Source organism: Flavobacterium sp. NPDC079362, from assembly GCF_050267765.1.
Taxonomy (GTDB): domain Bacteria; phylum Bacteroidota; class Bacteroidia; order Flavobacteriales; family Flavobacteriaceae; genus Flavobacterium; species Flavobacterium azizsancarii.
The window spans coordinates 1-19,758 of record NZ_JBNNFM010000038.1; the positions used below are offsets into that span (position 1 = coordinate 1).

Consider the following 19,758-nt stretch of genomic DNA (forward strand, 5'->3'; position numbering starts at 1 on the left):
AAATCATTCAACAAGTAGTAATACATTGTGGTGGGGATCCTAGTAAATTAGAAACATTCAATACATGAAAGAAAGTTCCTTACACTCTTGGTTTTAAACTTTGACAAAGGTAATCTAGAATTGAATACTCTAATTGTGTGATTTTTATGCTATTACTTGACTGATTCGCTTTGCGAAAACGCGGATAAAACAGATTTTTTATTTGGAATCAAGTACTCTCCCCGTGGTCGAAAATGAAAAAATTATGAACAATTGTAATTTAACTTTCTAATGTTTATTAAGCTTTATGTGTCCGCCAAAAGTATAGGCTGCTGCGAGAGTAGGACCATTATATCCCCATTTTAAAAAACCGTTTAGTCTTTTTTCTACGGCATCAACTTTAAAATTTAGTCCCGTATATCCGGCGGTAAGGCTAAAGTTTTTGTGTACATTGTATAAAAGGGATAAATTATAGCTAATAATTCGCCCATCGATATCGTCAATTTTCAAAGCAAGATAATTTGCATTCACATACAAGCCAAAACGTTTTGTCAGGACAAATTCGCCCCAGATTCCAACATCAGGCAATGGAGCCGTGAAATTAAAACTATCTCTGTATTCTGTTACAGCCTGATTGGCATCAACGCGTAGCCCCAGATCTGTAAAAAGTACGTGGGCACCTATTAATAAACCGATTTCATATTTTGGTTTTACTAAAAAGGCATAACCGTAAGCAATCCGGGCAATCTGAACATCAAAAAACGCGGTTACTCTTGTGTTTATGTGGTAAGTATTTTCTCCAAAAGTGATGTCTTTTTCCAGAGTTTTGGTAGAACTTCTGTCTAAAGCAAAATATTCAAAACCTAATCTCGATCTTTTTGAAATACGCCAGTCAAATGTTGCCATAAAGGAAGCGCTTGATTTTGAGAATCCTAAGTCATTTTCGAGATCTATTTTTGTACCTCTGTTTCCATTGTTTGTACCTACTTCAATTTCAGTATTATTTACAGGAAAAAAAGCTCCGGCAGTTACTTTAAATCGTCTATCATGCCAGGGTAAATCTGTGGCGTCATAATCCTGCGGATTTTCTGAGTTATCATTTTGTATAGCAGGCAGGGAATTTTCGATTGGGATTTCAGAAGTGGTTTGAGCTTGAATCGAGAGACAAAAAAGAGAGACTATCAAAAAATAAAATAAGTTTTTCATTGGATTTATTTTTAAATTTTATTGATAAATTTTTAACACTTAAAGTTAACAAAAAAAATCACTCATTTTTATTTTTTATATTTTTTATTTGAATAAAAATACTGATTATCAATGAATTATGTGATTTGTTAAAATTAGTTGACATGTCACTCTTTTTTGTAATTTTGTCCTATGGAAAAAAATGAAGAAGATTTTAATACTTTTAATGATGGAATTTCAGAGAGTTTTTTCTTTCAGATACATCGAATGAAACGAACTATTTTTCGTCATACAAATGCCTTAATGAATGAAGCCGGAATAAATTTACAGTTAGAACAACTTCCGATAATTATGATTTTGCAACGAAAGAGTTTTTCTCAAAGAGAACTTTCTGATATTACAATGCGTGACAAATCTTCTATTTTAAGAAGTATAAATGCACTTGAAAAAAAAGTTTTAGTGAACGTTCAGAAAGATAAAGAAGACAAGCGTAAAAATATCGTAAGCCTCACGGAAGAAGGAATTAGTCTGGCAAAAAGCATTCGGCTCTTAATGAAACGATCAGAAGATGAGGTTTTGGCCGTTTTTTCAGTTAAAGAAAGAACAGAAGCTTTAGAAACAATCAGAGGTTATGCAGATAAATTGGATACGCTTTAAAACAGTACAATGATTTTATGAATTAGGCTGGTTTTCGAGGAATTTTTTATTCTCTAAAAAAAGTTCGCCACGAGTTACACAAATTAGCCCGAATTTTTATACAGAAGAAGAAGTAAATGCAATTCATGAAAATTTGTGCAATCCGTGGTATAAAAAAACATTAAAAACAAAAAATGCAAAATGAATAAAACTGAATTATTAGAAGGTCCGATACTTTCTTCATTATTAAAATTGGCTGTGCCAATTATGATTGCTAATTTACTACAAGCTGCTTATCAATTGGTTGATGCTTTTTGGGTGGGACGTTTGGGCGGAGATGCCGTTGCTGCAGTTTCTGTAAGTACACCTGTAATTTTTCTGATGATTGCTCTAGGAACCGGATTGGCAATTGCCGGATCTATACTTATCGCACAATATTTTGGTGCAGGACAGCAGGAAATGGTCAATCATGTTGCTGCTCAAACATTATTAATGGTTATTACAGTATCTATAGTGCTATCTTTTATTGGATATTGGCTGAGTCCGTATTTTTTATATTTACTTAAAGTCACACCACAAGTCTATAATAATGCGCTGGGCTTTATGCAGATTGCTTTTATTGGACTGGTTTTTAGTTTTAGTTTCATGATTTTTCAGTCCGTTATGCGAGGCGTTGGTCGTGTTACTTTGCCAGTATATATCGTATTGGGAACTGTAATTCTAAATTTTGCCTTAGATCCGTTGTTTATTTTTGGATGGAATTTTATTCCTGCAATGGGGGTAAAAGGCGCAGCTCTGGCAACTTTGTCTACTCAGAGCCTGGCAATCATCATTGGTTTTGTCATTTTGTTTAGAGGAAAACATGGTATTCATTTGCAATTAAAAGATTTTAAACCAGATTTTAAGCATATAAGAAAAGCGTTTAAAATTGGTTTTCCATCTTCAATAGAACAATCGATGCGTGCGATTGGATTAACCGCCATTACTTTTTTGATCGTACATTTTGGCACAACAACGGTTGCTTCTTATGGAGCCGGCTCTAACCTGATTCAGTTGATTATGATTCCGGCCTTGGGACTTTCTATGGCAATTGCTACTTTGGTAGGACAAAATATTGGCGCCGGGAATATGCTTCGTGCCGGAAAAATAGCAAAATTAGGTGCTTATTTAGGTTTTGGATTATTAACCGGAATTGGAATAATAGCATATGCTTTTGCGCCACATTTAATTGCTTTTTTCGTACCAAATGATCCCGCAGTTATCGAGGGAGGTACAACTTTCCTGAGAATTACGTGTTTGTCATGGGGATTTTTGGGACTTCAAATGTGTTTGTTAGGTGTTTTTAGAGCGGTAGGAAATACAACGCTTCCTATGATTCTAACATTGGTTTCGCAATGGGTTCTGCAATTTCCGCTGGCTTATATTTTATCGCATAATACCTCACTTGGAGCAGTCGGAATATGGTGGGCTTTCCCTGTTTCAACCGTTATTACTGCAATTGTGACAATGCTTATTTATGCAAAAGGCGATTGGAAAAAAGAGCGACTTACCGGTAAAACAAATAAACTAATAAATAAAGTAGAGAAAGAAATCGTAAAAGAAGGATTTGAGGTTAAGTAGGGCTTCTTTTGAAAGGTTTAAAGGTTTAAAAGAAAGCTCAAAGTTTTTCTGTAGAAGCGAGCAGTGCGTCTTTTTTTTGTGTTCAATATAAACCCGACGGGTTTTTAAAACCTGTCGGGTCTAACAACAGTAAATTTTTTTGGTCTCAAAAGGTTTTCTGTATGGGCGCACAGCAGTGCATTTTTTGCCTTTGATTCTGTAATCACATTTTTTTAGTTGTAGTTGTAATTGCCATTGCTATTGATATTTAAAATTGATTCTTTATATTTGAAAGTATAATCTGAAAACAATTATGGATAAAAAATTAAAGCAATTCTTCGTTAAGTCTTTTGTAGTGCTATTGTTGATTCATTTAGGGTATTTTTTATACGGCTATTTCAAGTTTGATGGCATAGGAAATATCTATATCAATACAGAGTTCTACAGGTTTAAATTTTATGATGATGTTTCGATTTCCCAATTTTTTGTTACCGGTTTATTTCTACTCATTTTTCTGATTTTTTTATTAAAAAATCATTCCAAACAAAATTATTCTTTTGCAAATTTGCTTAAAATTGGCGGTGTATTGCTGTTGGTTTCTTTTTTGAGTTTTTCATTTTTTCTCAGTTATAGTTTTGGTATGAATGCAAAATTGAAATCGGAATTGTCTGAAGCAAAATTCAATAAGGACAAAATGCTGCTGAATGTCCTGAATCCGTTTTTGTATAATTATACATCTTATAGCTCAGAGAAATTATTTAATCCGCTTAATATTCTATATCCGAAACCTTATCCGGTTATTGAGGTTGTCGACAGCACTTTGATTTCGGGTAACTATTATAGTGTTGACTATAGATATTACAGTATTGATACTTTGAAAATGCTGACAACAGATTTAAATAAAGTTTCGAATGCAGCGGGCACAATATTGGACAGCATTGGTTTTGGTAAAAAAGAACTTCTGGATCGAATAATTAAGAAGAATATAATAAAAGACAGTACTGAAATTATTTATAAGGGCAGAACCGTTGACCCGAGATATGATGTAGATATTTGCATATTTGTAGAGAACAATTCTTTGTACAAGCCTGTAAAAGGAGTTCCGGTTGAGAAACAGCAATATGATGCAGCGGTAAAACGATACAAACTGATTTATAAATATAAACCGGATTCGTTGGTAGCTAATTTTCAGAAACTGGATACTTTGCTTAAAAAGTATAGAGTACAAAGTTCTATTACTCCTAAACAGCTTGCTAAAGAGGTTGCCTATTTTAAAGATCATAATAATGAACTGCTCAACGGAATCAATAATAACTTTGACAGAAAGATATTAGAAGAAAAATTTACAACTTTGGACAGATTGTTTTATGAACCCAATTATCTTCATCCCTCGATTATTGGAATCTTTTTTGGTGTTGTTTTTGGTGCCTGGCTACTTGGGTTTCTAATTTATATTTTGTTTAATTATAAAAGAAAACGGCCTAGATAAAAAGACTAAATAGAGTTTTTACTTCTTTACATTTATATTTATTCCTGCCATTGCTATTGATTTAGACATTGCAAGTGCTATTCTAAACCCTGTTATAATCGGCTTTCCAGTGTACGATTGCTTTTTTTATAGCATCGCCCGTCAGGTTATTTTTTAAGGCGTCATCGATAAGAGGCAACAGTTCATTGTCGGGAGCAAATCGCAAGGCAAATATTTGATCATCAGTTAATTTGTATTCCAAATCTTCAAATCTTTTCCCGCTAAGAGTAAAGTAACGATAGCGAAGTTCTAATCGTACAATTCGGTTTTGAAGAATTAATGCATAATGTTGGCGCAACATAAAAGCAAGACAAAACAGGAACACAAAAACTACGCTTATAAACGACCAGATTAACGAATCGTCTGTTGTAAAAGCAAAGTAAATACTTGCAGCTAAGAAGATTGTCAAAACTGGATAGTAAACAAAATGATGTGGGGCATAATAGCGAATATGATTGTAATAGGTTTGAATTTTCATAATTTATTTGTTTTAAGTATGGCATAAAAAAACAAAAGCTACCCTAAAAAATAGAATAGCTTTTTTTCCAAAAATAAACTAACATAACCAATGTTTCCTTTATAAATTAAACTTATTAAAGTTTGTTTAGTAATATCAATATTTAAAAAAGCCTCACTTGCATGATCATCCTTTTTCATGGCTTTAATTTGTTTAGGGTAAAATTAGTCTCGCTTTGTTTGATTTATGTTATATTTTAAAATAGAAAAGTTCTAAAATTTCAATATTTAAGAACTTAATTGTTTTTTAGAAGAGAAGCAACAATCTGCCATTCCTCTAATTTTGATTGATATGTTTTGCTCGCATTTGCGGGACTTGTTGATGGTAACGTAATAAGTTGATACGCATTATTTAAGTGAACATATTTCCTGAAGAAAGCCGCTGCCTTTTGCCCGTTAAATAATATCGCTTTAATATTGGGGTGTTGTTTTAAAAACGTTTCAAAATCATTGGCAATTTCATTTTTTATTGCACTGTCTAAACTTCCCACTCGGTCACAAAATTGGAGCACATCCCATAAAGCGATTTTGTTTTTTTGCAAAAGAGCTTTTTTGGTTTCGTAATCGTTCGAGAAATCTTCCTTGAAAATGGCGAACATAAATTTCCAGAAATTATTCTGATTATGACCATAATATTGGTTCAGTTCCAGGGATTTTGTTCCGGGCATTGTGCCTAAAATCAAAATAGTAGCATCGTTATTCGATATAGGGGAAAATGAAAAACTTTTCATAATTTTTTTATTAGTAATATAACAAGGTAAAGATTTTAAAAGTTAAAATAATCATCCATAAGTAATTATAAAACAATTTAGAAAAATTATATAACATTTTTGCTTTGGTTGTGGACGAACTTTGAACTATAGATTTTTAGAAATCCAGTACTACAAAACGGAGTTTTTCTTTTTTATAAATCTATATAAAATTAAGTAGAATTCTAAATCCTTGCAAAATGAAAATAGTTACTATAAATACAGAAAAAGCACAAAATATTTTTGAAGAATTAAATACAAACTTTGGAGGAAAAGTAACATTTGATTTGAACGAATATACGCTTGAAACGAACAATAGTTTTGCAAAAGGTTCAATTATTGGTGCCTCTTTCAATGACAATATTTCGTACGTTCAGTTCGATATGACTTTTTCAGTCGATGTTCGCATGGATATCATTAACAGTAAATCGTCTCCTATATATTTTGCTTATTGTTCTAAAGGTAATTTATCGCACAGTTTTGGCGTTACCGGCGAAGAAAGAAAGTTTAAAACCTTTCAGACTGCGATCGTAACTTCAAAACAAAAACAGGATAATGTATTGCTTTTTGAAAAAGACAAGAAAACAAAATTCACATTAATTATTGTAGGAACCCAAAACACTGTACAGGATCAAATGCATTCTTTAAACCAAAAAGTAAAAGAAACTTTCTTTGAAAATAATGCAGGTCAGGATTTCTTTTATTTAGGGTCGTACAATCTTAAAATTGCCGAGAAAATAGAGCAATTAGATGCCATTAATCAAACCGGAATTGTTAGAAATCTTTTGAAAGAAGGAATTTTAAGAATCATTCTGGCAATGGAAATCCAACAACATACTGATGATCAATGTGCATTCTCAAAAGATACAAATTGTTTGACTTTACGCGAAATGGAAGAAATTAAAGAACTGTCTGAAGCTATAAAAGCCAATCCTGAAGAAGCTTTTACGATAAAATCGTTGAGCAAAAAATCAGGTTTGTCACCCAATAAACTTCAGGAAGGTTTTAAAATGATCCACAACAGAACTGTAAACGACTACATTACCCATATGCGTGTGCTAAAAGCCGAAATTCTAATTAGAACTTCAGACTTAAATATATCCGAAATTGTGTACTGTATTGGCTTTACAAGCAGAAGCTATTTCTCAAAAATATTCAAACAAAAATTCCATTGCAGTCCTAAAGAATATAAATTCAATTTAAATCCTTTGGCTATTACAGCTTGATTAAAGCTGCTAAGTTACTAAGGTTCTGAGTTGCTAAGTTGCGAAAATTATACTAAGACGTACATCAAGTGCGTCTTTTTTTTGTGTTCAAAGTTTTCTGGATTTTTACCGTAGAGATTCGTAGCAGTGTGTCTTTCGTTATGAATGTCAAGCTGAATTTGCATCTTTTCTAGGAGCTGTTTCCTGCTATCCGTTTCAATCTTTTGTGCCGAACCCCGGCAAAAAAGGATTTCCACTTCTATCAGGGCTATGGCACTCGTTTTCATTAGATATGTATTTTAATTTATAAGTATTTCAAAAAAAAACTTAGATTCTTAGCAACTTAGAACCTTAGTGTCTAAAAAATATATACATTTGCATAACTAGTTATGTAATTGATTATATATGGAATTTTTTAATAAAGTAGGTAAAGTGGCTTTAGGAAGTCGTTTACGTTTAATGACGGCAATCATAACAGATGATGCGGCAAGAATATATGAGTCGTATGGTATGAATTTTATGCCCAAATGGTTTCCTGTTTTTTATACTCTTCTGGAAGAAAAAGAGATGACAATTACTGAAATCGCGAGCGAAATTGGTCATTCGCAACCATCAGTCAGTAAAATTATTCAGGAAATGATTGCTGCAGGGCTGATAGAAGAAAATCAAAAGAGCAGTGACAAACGTAGAAACATTGTTGTGCTCACGCCACAAGGGTGGGAATTTTCGAAAGAGTTAAAATTACAGCTTAAAGATGTTGAAGCTGCTGTAGATGGTTTAATAACCGAATCGAGTCATAATCTTTGGGCCGCGCTGGAAGAATGGGAATTTTTATTGGAGCAAAAAAGTTTGCTAAAAAGGGTAAATGAACATAAAAAGAAACGCGAAAGCCAGGATGTAAAAATTGTTGAATTTGAGCCTAAATATCTGGACGCTTTTCGATCGTTAAACATAGAATGGATTTCGACTTATTTCGAAATGGAAGAAGCGGATTATAAGGCTTTAGATAATCCTGATGAATATATCCTGAATAAAGGGGGAAAAATTCTGGTGGCTTTGTATCATGATGAGCCTGTTGGCGTTTGTGCACTTATCAAAATGAACAATTCAGATTATGATTTTGAAATGGCAAAAATGGCGGTTTCGCCTAAAGCACAAGGCAAAAATATTGGTTTTTTATTAGGTCAGGCAATCGCAAATAGTGCCAGGGAATTAGGTGCTGAGAAAATTTACCTGGAAAGCAATACAATACTGAAACCTGCAATAAACCTGTATTATAAATTAGGTTTCCAGAAGGTTTTTGGATTAGCAACACCTTATAAACGTTGTAATATTCAGATGGAGTTAAAAATTTAGTTACAAAGGTTCAAAGTTGCAAAGGCGCAAAGGTTAGAACTTTGTCCCTCTGAACCTTTGTTACTTTGTGCCTAAAAAAGGTTTAACCTTTTTTATCTTCCAAAGCGGTAATAGTCTAAATCAGTATTCTGTTTACCGTTAATAGAATCAAGAATTGAGTTCATGCCTATCACGCTGAAAGTAATTCCGTTTCCGCCAAATCCCAAAACGTAATGTTCATTTTTTTCCGGATTTGGTTTTCCAAAATAAGGCAAACCGTCTTTAGTTTCTCCAAAAGTTCCCGCCCATGAATAATCTAGTTTAAAATTGATGTTGGGAAATTTTCTTCTAAAATGTCTTAAAAGATATTGCTCTTTTTTAGGTAATAATTTATCACGCTTTACAGCATCTTTAAAATCTTCGTCGCCACCGCCCATAATGATTCTGTTGTCTGCCGTGACCCTAAAATAGAGATAAGGCTTAGAAGTATCCCAAAAAATAGCATTCTTAAAAGCTGTTGGCAATACCTCTATGCTTTCTGATGCTATGACGTAAGTGCTTTTTAGATCGACTACTTTTTCAGCTAATGTTTCGGTACTTTCATAACCACTGCAATGAATAACGTGATCTGCCGTAATGGTACATTTATTTTCAGTGTGCGCTATAGACTTTCCTCTTATATTTTGAATAGATGTTATATTAGTTCTGTCAAAAATCTGCATTCCTTTTTTTTGGCAATAACGCAATAAATCTATCGCTAATTTATAAGGATCCATGACAGCAGCAGTTTTAGATTCTATGGCTGCAACTGCATTTAAACCCATTTTTTCAAGATCCCATCTTTCGAGCCAGTTGACGTCAAACCCGTGTTCTTTTCGGCATTTATATTCGTTTCTTAAAAATGGAATATCCTTTTTTAGAGAGCAGTAATAAATACTTTTTTTGAATTCAAACTGGCAGTTACTTTTTATTGTATCAATAATAGTGCGGAGATCAAAAATGGCTTTTTTTCCGTTTCTATAGCTATCAACGGCACATTCTAATCCTCTAATTTTGATAAGTTCGTGCAGCGGAACGTCAATTTCATATTGAAGCAAAGCCGTACTTGCAGCCGTACTACCGTTTGCAACGTCGCGGCGATCTGCCAATATTACTTTTTTGCCTTCAGAGATTAACTTGTAAGCGATTAAAGCCCCTGTTATTCCTCCGCCAATAATTAAAATCTCCGTCTTAAGATCTGAATCTATAGACGGATAACTGTATTTCATGGCACTTTTTAAGGGCCAGAAAGTTTCAGTAGAGCGTAGTTTCATTTTTTAGTGATATTTCTGGTACGTAATTTAGTTCTGCTTTTGTCTTTGCGTTCATGCTGTTCAGATGCTTCTGCAATAGAATGGGAATTTCTTATGCTTTCATCTTTTTTGGCAAGCTCGCTTAGTTTATGATAATATTTTTGAACAATAATCATCTCTTCTTCAGTCATACTTTCAATGTCGACCAAACTGTTACTTGAATACTCGTTTGAAGCTACTAATTCGTTTAATTTTAGCTGTATAGCAAGTGAATCTTTATTCTGCGCTTTCTGAATAAGGAAAACCATTAAAAAAGTAATAATCGTAGTTCCGGTATTAATAACCAATTGCCACGTTTCTGAATAATCGAAAATTGGTCCTGAAACTGCCCAGGCAACGACTATTAAAAAAGCACCAATAAAAGCGGTCGTACTTCCTGCGGCTTTAGAAACATTGGTTGCGAATTTTTCGAAAGCACTGCTTTTGTTTTGTTTTTTAGTTTTCATTTGAATTTACCTTTTCCGTTTATCTACTTTTTTACTTACTTTTTCTTCGCGAATAACTTTATTGTGTTTTTCATCATAAACAGCAGGATCAATTTTTTGACCCGTTTTACTGAAAATTTTAATTTTAGGAGCTTCGTGTGTTCCTGTAATAACAATTGGAAATCCTATAATACCAAATGGCGGCAATCCTAATCGCATTCGTAAATCTAGAAGTCCGTCGAAACTTGTTGTTCCCTTAATCGTAGGTTTAAAACTGGCGACGCTAAAAGTGAAGTCTTCGATATGAATTAAATTATTATCGATCGTCGAATTAATTTCGATTCCTTTCAGATTAGGATCATCCAGGCCTTTTTGGCCAGTTTGCGAACTGATTCCGTCAAATAGTTTTAATCCTTTAATTTTTACATCACGTAAATTCAATTTTCCGCCACCTTCAAGCGATTCGTAAATAGGTCCCATATTACCATTCAAATCACCTTTTATTTTATAATCGACAGAAATAATTCCTTGTGCTTTTTCTGCTACACTAACCATATCGTGAAACATCGGGATTTCTTTGTAAGCCCTTTGAACGCTAAAGTCTTTGGCCGTAAAATGAGCATCGAAATGGGCAGATGTTGGCGATTCATCTTTGTAGGTAGCATCAACACCCAATAGGCAGTCAATAATATTAAAAGTGGTATTTTCTAAATAAAAACCATTTTTAGTAATTCCAACTTTACCGTTAAGTTTGTTTAAGACCAATCCGTTATATTCTACTTTATCCGCATTTGCAGTAAGCGCAACATTTAAGTTTTTGGGCACAATAACAACTCCGCTCATTTTTGGATGATCTTCTTTAGCATATTCTACTTCGATATTACGATCTGTATTTTCACCTTTTTTAAGCGCCATAAATTCATCGACATTGATCAGTTTTGACTTCATGTTAAAATTCCCGCTCAAAGTTCCGTGCGATTCAAGAAAGTAATTGATTGTATTGAGTAAATATCCGTTTATGGCAAAGTCAGATTTTCCGTAAGAAGCATCAAATCTTTCGAACCACATTTTTTCGTTCTGAAAGCGGAAATTTCCCTGTTTAATAAAAAATGCTTTAGGGAAAAGTTCTGATGTTGTTTTAATGTTTTTTAAGATAATTGTACCGCGATTGTCCAGTTTTTCATATTGTCCTTTTGTGGCGTAACTTTGTTTTCCTTTAAGTGAGAGATCAGCTTTTGCATAACCAGTTACATCAAGTCCTTTTTTAGAAAAAACCTGATAAATGCGACCAACATTTAGTTCTCCTTTTATTTTGGCATTATAAGCTAAATCACTAAAGTCAGAAAGTGTTGCATTTACATACATCGGATTGCCTTCAAAAACAAATGAAGCGGGAGCAACTGCAACAATTAAATCCTGAAACGTTCCTGCTTTGTTAAGTACGTTAGCGACAAAAGTAATGTCCTTAATAGGGTTGGGATAAGAATCTGTTTTTAGCCAGCCGTTGTGTAATGCGATTCCGCCAATCGTTTTAGGGAATAGTTTTTTTGATGTGCTAAAAATTCCTTTTGCCTGAATGTTAGTTTTTAAAATTCCTTTTAGATCAATGCTTGTTAAACCCAGTGCAGCATCGACTGTGGCTAAATCTAATGCACCTTTTACGCTCGCATCTACAGTCATTTCGTTAAAACCTTTGCTTCGTAAATAAGCGGTGAAGTAATCTTTTTCTCCAACTTTAAATTTAAAAGTGTCCAGATTAATCAAGAGTTTTTCGATATCAAGTGAAGGCAGAACTGCATTCAGGTTCATTTGAAAATCTGTTAACGGGGCAGGGGCATTTTGATAATTTATGGCGCCTTTATCAATTTTTAGATTAAAAGCCAGATCCGGTTTTTGTTTTTTGGCTACATTATAATTTCCCCTAAAAGTAAAAAGGAGGTCACTATTACCCGAAATTTCGGTTTCATCCATCCAGGAAGAATATTCCGGAGGCATTACAGAAAGCAAATCTTTGACGGTTGTGTTTTCTGATGCCGCTTTGATATTGATTTTATATCCATCTCTTAAAATGGTAAATAAACCGGTAAATTTTAGAGGTAATTTATTGATTCTTAATTCGTTTTTTTGAAGAATAAACGAAAGTGCATGTGTATTAATTCTGGTAATTAAATCAGCACGCACTGCTTTTTTTCTTAGATACGCAGTTTGGTCATAATAGAAATCGACATTATCAATTCTGGCATCCGTATTTAAGTCGAAGATATCTTCGCTCAGATTTCCTTTTCCAATATAATTAAAACCTTTTGCATCGACCAAAATTTTAGCAGAACGATCGTTGTATTTTACGTGACAATCCTTAAGATCAATTCGTTCTAATCGAATGGCAGTTCCTTCCTCAGGTGCATTTGGATCATTTGGTTTTTTATCGCGGTCTTCAGGAGCTACATAAATGTTATAATTGGCTTGCCCTTTTTGGTTGACCATGATATTAATTAATGCTTTAGAAACATATAATTTATTAATTTTTACTTCATTGTCAAAAATCAATCTCTTTAAGTTAATCCCAAAAGCAACTTGGTCTGCTTTAAGCAAAGTATCGTTGCTAAAAGGTGCTGAACCGGTAAGGGATAAATCATCTAATGAAACGGTTAATGAGGGAAAATGAGTAAAAAATGATAGTCTTGATTTCGTAAAATTTAATTTGGTATCTAAACGTTCGTTCGCAATTTTCTTTACTTCGCTGGCTACAGTTCCGGGAAAAAGCAGCGGAATCAAAAATAGTAACAGCAAGATACTTGCTATTACTATTCCCGTTACTTTTAAGATTTTCAGGCTTATATTTTTATATGAAGTTTTCATATTATTGACTTTAATCAATTATTTTTTTCCTTTTTCAGATGCAGCTTTTTTAGCGTCTTCTTCTTTTTGCTTCTCCTGTTTTTGTTTTTCGTCTTTCGCTTTTAGTTCTTTGTCAGCTTTCTCTTTTTCTTTCTCCTCTTTCTCTTTTGCTGCCTTTTCCTGCTGTTCCTCTTTTTTCTCTTTCAGCTCTTCTTTTTTCTTTTCCTTTTCTTTCTCTTTTTTCTTGTAGTAACCTCTAAACAAGAAGTTGCTTTTAGCTGCTTGCATATTATCACTGAAACCTTTTGTACCTGATTCTAGGTTAGAAAGCGTGTTAGAAACACTATTGGCCATTTTATCATCACGAACTAATCGTGCCAGAGCACCATTTCCGTTATTCATGCTATGGCTGAAAATGGCAATTTCATCAGAAATCACACCAATATTATCCACACTTTTTTTGACACTTTTCATGATGTCAGTCATTTCGATACCATCAATAGAAGCAATTGCACTGTTGTTTTCGACGACTTTTTGAGATTTTTCACCTGGAGAAATAGTCAAAACTTTATCGCCCATTAATCCGTCTGAACCTATGCTGGCACGAGCATCAGTTTTAATGAATTCACGAACTTCATCTTTTATGACCATTCTTACCACAACCGAAGAATCATTAATCAATCTTATTTCTTCGACTGTTCCGATATTAATTCCTGAAAAACGAACATTATTTCCCACCTCTAAACCACTAACGGTTTTAAACTTTGATGAGATGTGGAATGTTGAACCAAAAAGATTTTTTTGTTTCCCAATAAAGTAAATCGCCATTATAAAAAGCAACAAACCTATTGTTACAAACATTCCTAATTTCCAAGTATATCCAGATTGCTTATCCATGATTTCTAATTATTTATTTTTAGTATTATTGAAAAAAAGAGCGAACCCATTCGTCTTCGTCTTTTTCTAGTTCTTCGTATGTCCCTTCGGCATGTATTACTCCATCTTTCAAAACCATAATTCTGTCAGCTGTCAATTTTGCACAAGCCATATCGTGCGTAATAATGATCGAAGTTGTTTTACGTTTATGTTTGATGTCGAGAATTAACTCGCTTATTTCTCTGGATGTTATGGTATCTAATCCGGTTGTAGGTTCATCGTATAAAATGATTTCCGGTTTTAGGATTAAAGTTCTGGCTAAGCCAATACGTTTTTGCATTCCGCCAGATAATTCAGATGGCATTTTGTCGATTGCATCACTTAATCCAACATTATCCAGCGCTTCGATTACTTCATTTTCAACTTCTTCTGCGGTTAAATCCCTTTTATGCTTTTTTAATGTAAAAGCCAGATTTTCTCGTACGGACATTGAATCGTATAAAGCACCACTTTGAAATAAAAACCCAATTCTGACCCTGATTTTATTCAGTTCCGTTTTAGTTAGGTTTAATACGTTTTCATCAAAAACTTTTATTTCGCCTTTATCAGGTTCAATTAAGCCTACGATACATTTTATTGTAACTGATTTTCCTGATCCTGAACGTCCTAAAATCACTAAATCTTCTCCTTTGTTTACCGTAAGATTTACACCTTTTAAAACTTCGTTATCAGAACCAAAAGTCTTGTGAAGGTCTTTTATCACAATAATAGGCTCTTGCTTTTTAGCTTTTGAAACAGGTTTTTTTATATTTTCTTTTTCCTTAATCATCTTAAAAAAATAAATCGGTTATTTGAACAGCGACCATATCAATAATAAAAATGGTTAACGAAGCCGTAACTACTGCAGAGTTGGCTGCTTTTCCCACGCTTTCAGTTCCATTTGCAGCATTAAAGCCTTTATAACATCCAATCATTCCAATAAAAAAACCGAAGAAAAATGTTTTAATAGTTGCCGGAAAAAGATCTAAAAATTCCAGTGATTGTAGTATTTGTGTCAGGTAACGGTAAAAATTAACATCACCGTGAATATTTATACCAACGTATCCGCCTATAATTCCTATTGCATCAGCAAAAAACACCAAAATAGGAACCATTAATGTACAGGCTAAAATTCGGGTAACTACTAAATAATTATAAGGGTTAATAGCTGAAACTTCCATTGCATCAATTTGTTCGGTAACCTTCATAGAGCCTAGTTCAGCACCAATTCCTGACGAAATTTTTCCCGCACAAATTAAGGCTGTAATTACCGGAGCAATTTCTCTAATTAACGAAAGCGCAACCATTCCCGGCAACCACGATTCGGCCCCAAATTTCACCAAAGTTGGTCTGGATTGAAGCGTAAGTACCAAACCCATTATAAAACCGGTTATGGCAACGAGCGGCAATGATTTATAGCCAATAACATAACATTGTTTCAAAAACTCTTTCGTTTCATAAGGCGGAACAAAAACCTCCTTAAAAAACTGCTTTGCAAACACGGTTGCATTTCCTATTTCTGTGAATGTATTTTTTAAAGTAAGTATCAAAATACTATGTTTTTAAGTTAAATCAAATGCATGAAAACCAACGGTTTGATCTGGTTGCATACCCTTTGATTATTGTAGATTAAAATTACTTTAGAACTACAGAAAAAATCTTACACAACTTTTTTTCAAGTTTATATAATTAACATAATTAAACACAATAATCTGAAAATAGTAACGTTATGGGGAAATTGTTAAAAACAAAGAAACTTTTAAGGATAATGTATCAAGATGAATATCATAAATCAACAACAACATGAACTGCACGAATTTGCACAAATGTTTATTGTGTTAATCTGGTTTGAGAAATCAATTTTACAAACCAATTAGTAATAATTAGTAAAATTCATACTTAGCTTGTACTTGTATCTGCAGGGGCAATTGTTGTCAGTGGGATAATATGATTCCTCTTTCGCGAGAACGACAAAATGGAGCATAAAAAAGGCTGCCTTTTGTGGCAGCCCTTTACGGTTAAATAGTATATTTAGTCAGTAATATAGGATGTTATTGCTAAGAATTAATAGCGATTCCGTTTTTAGGTTTCATTAGCGGTATTACTTTTATCTCAGATAATTTAAGGTTTTCCATTAATAATCTTGCTGTTAGAAAACAAACAGTCGATTCAGCACCCTGATTCAAGTTTACATTTTCTTTTTCAAGTCCGTCATAACCACCGCCGCTAATTGGGTTGTACATAATTTCTCCCAGATGATTTTTTCCTAAAAACCAATTAAAGGCCGTTTTCATTTTATGTTTATATTCAGGAGTTCCAAATGCACTATAAAATGAATTCAAAGTCTGAATTGTATACGCCACATCAATTGGTTGTTCTCCGTATTGGTTTACTGCTTCTTGTGAATTTCTGTGCAGCCATCCATTATTAGAGATTACCTTGAACTTTTTATCAATAAACATTTTCGACATTAAAAAGTCTAAAGAATCTAATGCTACTTTTTTATAAATAGGTTTGTTGGTGGTGAGAAAAGCATATAACATTGATTCCGGCAAGATTCCGTTTCCGTAAGTTAAATAGTTTTCAAACCATTTCCAATCGCTTGAAGCATGAATTTCATAATTAGAAAGCAGCTTCGCATTCAGTTTATTGATGATCGCCGCTACATATAAGTTAGGAACAGCTGTATGATACAAATACAAACCTTTTGTTGCGAAACCAATAGAACGTGGCGATTGAATATTTTCAGCCCATTTTAGAGAGTTCAACAAACATTTAGACGCTTTTTTAACAATAGCTTCAGGTAATATTTCGCTATTTGCCACAACAGTTCCTAACGCCCAAATGGCTCTTGCATTAGAATCTTCTAAATTTACTTCGGCATTTTGTTCGACATGTTCACGGTTCTCCTGATCAACGTAATTGATAAAATCGCCTTTTGGCTGTTGGCAGCGAATAATAAAATCTAAATAAACTAAAATATAAGCTAAGTCTTCTTTGTCCTGAGTTAGTTTAAAATGCATGCAAAAAGCAATTAATGCACGAGCATTATCATCTAATGTATATCCTGAATCAAGATCAGGAATTGAGATTTTACTGAATTGTATAATTCCTAAATCAGTGGTCATTTTTTTGATATGTGCCAATTGAATAGAAGGATATGTAAATTTTACTTCTGTCTGATTTTCAAAAAGTTCCTGATAAGTATTCATATGTGTAATTGCTGCATTTTCCCAAGATGATGCGCGGGTTTTTCTAAATGCGTTAATCCCCATTTCTTCTCTTAAATTGTCATTTGACAGTAGTTTTATTGCGGCTTTAGAAAATTGATCTACGTTTCCTATATCTACTAATATCCCTGAATCTGGTGTTAAAACTTCTCTGGTATGTGGAATTTTTGAAGCTACAATAGGACAAGCGCAACTCATCGCGTAAGAAAAAGTGCCGCTTACTGCCTGATTTGGATCTTTTGATGTAAATAAATATACATCTGTGGCTTTTAAGTAATCTAAAAGCTCATCTGTATCAAGGTATTGATTTATAAAACGAACGTGATCTTTTAGGTTGAGATCGTTTACAATGCCTTCTAGTTTATCACGATAAGCGTCAACGCCATCAATAATTAAATTAGGATGTGTTTTGCCAATGATTAAATATAGGGCATTTGGTGTGTTTTCAATGATTTTTGGCAATGCCTGTAAACCAGTTTCGATATTTTTTCCTTCTCCTAAAAGGCCAAAAGTTGATAATACTTTTCTGTCCTGTATATTAAATTTTTCTTTAGCCTGTTGTGGAGCTTCATAAATTACAATATGGGTTCCGTGTGGTACGTAAGTGATAATCTCTTCTTTAATGTCATAGTCTTTTATCAAAATTTCTTTTGACTGATTGGTCATTACAAATACCGAATTGCTATAAGAAAGTAACAATTTCACGAAAGTTTTAAGTTCGTTGTTCGGGTTTGGAATTACGCTATGAAAGGTATAGGTTAATGGTTTTTTGACTTCATTCAAAAAATCTAATAAATAGTCTCCATAATTTCCTCCAAATAAACCAAATTCATGCTGAATATGAACCAATTTCACAGATTTATCTTTATTGATTTCCTGTGCAACTTTGGTATATTCTTGCTTATTTTTTGTGTTTAAAGTATAAGCCTGAGTTGGATTTTCTTTCGGTTTATCTACTAATTCGCAAATTTGACAAGTAATTGATTTCCCAAAAACTTCTGTAATTCCTTTTATGGTATCCTGCGTATATGTTGCTATGCCACATTGAGTTGGTGGAAATGTAGATAGAAAAACTATTTTTGATTTATTTGATATCGTTTTCATTGGGATTCTGTTTTAGTTCTGTTAATAAGTCGTTTAGGTTCAATGAAGCTACCGCAATCTTGTCATCGGCAGCACCGTAATAAATATATAATCGGTCTTCAAAAATGGCTGTCCCTGTTGGGAAAACAACATAATTTACATAACCGTGTCGTTCGTAATATTCTGAGGGCGTAATAATTGGTTTTGGTAATCGTGCTAAAACGATTTGCGGATTTTCAAGATCCAGTAAAACTGCTGATGCATGATAAACCAATCCTTTATCGCGCTTTTCTGCTGAGTGGTAAATTAATAACCATCCATCAGGAGTTTCGATAGGAGGAGCGCCGGGACCAATATGGCTTGTTTCGTGATCATATTTAGGCTCCATTACAATATAATCAGGAAGGTTTTTCAAGTAATCTTTCCAAAATTCAACTGTTAAATCTTTCTTTTTTTCGAAAGTAAAGATTTGAATTGATGGAAATAAGCGGTGTAATGCCACAAATTTTCCATTGATTTTTTTCGGAAAAAGGACTACATTTTTATCCCATACATATAAGTTATCCTTTATCGTTTCTGTCAAAGGATAATTTCTTTCCAGATTAAAAGCAAGTATTTTTGCAATACTCGGATTTTGTAAATGTTTTCTAATCAAATTAGTAAATTCATTCAAAATGAATTTAGGTGTAATAATTCCTCTCTTTCTAAATTTTTTTAAATCTTTAGAAGTTGCTAAAGCTCCACATGCATTAATGCCATCATAAGTTACATAAGTCATGTAAAAGTGATCATCGATTTTTGTAATTCGGGGATCCTCTACACCATGAATTTCGTAAATATATTCAGGAGAAAAAATGGGCTCTGTACTTCTTTCTACTAAAGTTAGCGGACCTTCAAGTCGACAATAACCCACTGTGGAAAAGTTTCCTCTTTTAGCAGCTCTGTAAAACATATGAACATTATTTTCATCTTGATATATGGCAGGATTCAAAACACCTAATTCTTCGAAAGCTCTTTCGGTTTTTTCTAAAATCACACCATGCTTTGTCGCCAATTCCATATCTCTGAAAATTTTATCTAAAATTACTTTATGGATGCAGGCCCGATTAATCCAATCAATCAAAAAATTAACTCAAAAGCATTTCTGTGGGAATTCTGTAACGAAAATGGGGAATTATAAAAG

Annotated in this window: 18 protein-coding genes; 5 read left to right on the forward strand and 13 right to left on the reverse strand. The window is 33.4% G+C overall.

Translation table 11 applies throughout. The features are described from left to right. Positions 1–267 precede the first annotated feature (267 nt). Complete coding sequence (locus ACQKCJ_RS21375; RefSeq protein WP_271338504.1) at positions 268–1,185, reverse strand: hypothetical protein; 918 nt, start codon at positions 1,183–1,185, stop codon at positions 268–270. Between the two features lie 171 nt (positions 1,186–1,356). Between ACQKCJ_RS21375 and ACQKCJ_RS21380 the strand changes: the two genes are divergently transcribed. The 3 genes from ACQKCJ_RS21380 (at position 1,357) to ACQKCJ_RS21390 (ending at position 4,888) form a co-directional block, all read left to right on the forward strand. Then, positions 1,357–1,821 carry a MarR family winged helix-turn-helix transcriptional regulator gene (locus tag ACQKCJ_RS21380; RefSeq protein WP_271338505.1) on the forward strand — a complete coding sequence of 155 codons (465 nt, stop codon included), beginning with the start codon at positions 1,357–1,359 and terminating at the stop codon, positions 1,819–1,821. A 180-nt stretch (positions 1,822–2,001) separates the two neighbouring features. Further along, positions 2,002–3,420 (forward strand): MATE family efflux transporter, encoded by a 1,419-nt coding sequence (locus ACQKCJ_RS21385; RefSeq protein WP_271338506.1) that lies wholly within the window; start codon positions 2,002–2,004, stop codon positions 3,418–3,420. A 292-nt stretch (positions 3,421–3,712) separates the two neighbouring features. After that, a complete protein-coding gene (locus ACQKCJ_RS21390; protein WP_271338507.1) occupies positions 3,713–4,888 on the forward strand; it encodes a hypothetical protein in 1,176 nt (391 codons plus the stop codon). Between the two features lie 82 nt (positions 4,889–4,970). Here the strand turns inward: ACQKCJ_RS21390 and ACQKCJ_RS21395 are convergent, their stop codons facing one another. From ACQKCJ_RS21395 to ACQKCJ_RS21405, 3 genes are all read right to left on the reverse strand, one after another. Continuing rightward, positions 4,971–5,405: a DUF6526 family protein gene (locus ACQKCJ_RS21395; protein ID WP_271338508.1), complete on the reverse strand. Its 435-nt coding sequence runs from the start codon at positions 5,403–5,405 to the stop codon at positions 4,971–4,973. Between the two features lie 38 nt (positions 5,406–5,443). After that, positions 5,444–5,584: a hypothetical protein gene (locus ACQKCJ_RS21400; protein ID WP_271338509.1), complete on the reverse strand. Its 141-nt coding sequence runs from the start codon at positions 5,582–5,584 to the stop codon at positions 5,444–5,446. Between the two features lie 95 nt (positions 5,585–5,679). Next, entirely contained in the window at positions 5,680–6,174 is a 495-nt protein-coding gene (locus tag ACQKCJ_RS21405) for a DNA-deoxyinosine glycosylase (protein ID WP_271338510.1), read from the reverse strand. 218 nt (positions 6,175–6,392) lie between these two features. On the opposite strand from ACQKCJ_RS21405, the gene ACQKCJ_RS21410 reads away from it, so the two are divergent. Beyond that, the gene (locus ACQKCJ_RS21410) at positions 6,393–7,418 is read left to right on the forward strand and encodes a helix-turn-helix domain-containing protein (protein ID WP_271338511.1); all 1,026 of its coding nucleotides are present in this window, start codon (positions 6,393–6,395) and stop codon (positions 7,416–7,418) included. Between the two features lie 47 nt (positions 7,419–7,465). Here the strand turns inward: ACQKCJ_RS21410 and ACQKCJ_RS21415 are convergent, their stop codons facing one another. Next, positions 7,466–7,684 (reverse strand): hypothetical protein, encoded by a 219-nt coding sequence (locus tag ACQKCJ_RS21415; protein WP_271338512.1) that lies wholly within the window; start codon positions 7,682–7,684, stop codon positions 7,466–7,468. Between the two features lie 118 nt (positions 7,685–7,802). Here ACQKCJ_RS21415 and ACQKCJ_RS21420 point away from each other — a divergent pair, with 118 nt between their 5' ends. Further along, the gene (locus ACQKCJ_RS21420) at positions 7,803–8,753 is read left to right on the forward strand and encodes a bifunctional helix-turn-helix transcriptional regulator/GNAT family N-acetyltransferase (protein WP_427402886.1); all 951 of its coding nucleotides are present in this window, start codon (positions 7,803–7,805) and stop codon (positions 8,751–8,753) included. Between the two features lie 92 nt (positions 8,754–8,845). Here the strand turns inward: ACQKCJ_RS21420 and ACQKCJ_RS21425 are convergent, their stop codons facing one another. The 8 genes from ACQKCJ_RS21425 to ACQKCJ_RS21460 form a co-directional block, all read right to left on the reverse strand. Then, positions 8,846–10,045: an NAD(P)/FAD-dependent oxidoreductase gene (locus ACQKCJ_RS21425; RefSeq protein WP_271338514.1), complete on the reverse strand. Its 1,200-nt coding sequence runs from the start codon at positions 10,043–10,045 to the stop codon at positions 8,846–8,848. Then, positions 10,042–10,530, reverse strand: coding sequence for a low affinity iron permease family protein (locus tag ACQKCJ_RS21430; RefSeq protein WP_271338515.1), 489 nt, complete (start codon positions 10,528–10,530; stop codon positions 10,042–10,044). Before ACQKCJ_RS21430 ends, ACQKCJ_RS21425 begins: the two co-directional genes overlap by 4 nt. 6 nt (positions 10,531–10,536) lie before the next feature. After that, the gene (locus ACQKCJ_RS21435; protein ID WP_271338516.1) at positions 10,537–13,368 is read right to left on the reverse strand and encodes an AsmA family protein; all 2,832 of its coding nucleotides are present in this window, start codon (positions 13,366–13,368) and stop codon (positions 10,537–10,539) included. Positions 13,369–13,386: 18 nt separating this feature from the next. Continuing rightward, positions 13,387–14,244 (reverse strand): MlaD family protein, encoded by an 858-nt coding sequence (locus ACQKCJ_RS21440; protein ID WP_271338517.1) that lies wholly within the window; start codon positions 14,242–14,244, stop codon positions 13,387–13,389. A gap of 25 nt (positions 14,245–14,269) precedes the next feature. Then, positions 14,270–15,052 (reverse strand): ABC transporter ATP-binding protein, encoded by a 783-nt coding sequence (locus ACQKCJ_RS21445; RefSeq protein ID WP_271338518.1) that lies wholly within the window; start codon positions 15,050–15,052, stop codon positions 14,270–14,272. Between the two features lies 1 nt (position 15,053). Continuing rightward, positions 15,054–15,812, reverse strand: a complete 759-nt coding sequence (locus ACQKCJ_RS21450; protein ID WP_271338519.1) for an MlaE family ABC transporter permease — start codon at positions 15,810–15,812, stop codon at positions 15,054–15,056. A gap of 507 nt (positions 15,813–16,319) precedes the next feature. After that, positions 16,320–18,596: a glycosyltransferase gene (locus tag ACQKCJ_RS21455; protein ID WP_271338520.1), complete on the reverse strand. Its 2,277-nt coding sequence runs from the start codon at positions 18,594–18,596 to the stop codon at positions 16,320–16,322. Next, positions 18,577–19,635, reverse strand: a complete 1,059-nt coding sequence (locus tag ACQKCJ_RS21460; RefSeq protein ID WP_427402887.1) for a pesticidal protein Cry7Aa — start codon at positions 19,633–19,635, stop codon at positions 18,577–18,579. Before ACQKCJ_RS21460 ends, ACQKCJ_RS21455 begins: the two co-directional genes overlap by 20 nt. Positions 19,636–19,758: the final 123 nt, after the last annotated feature.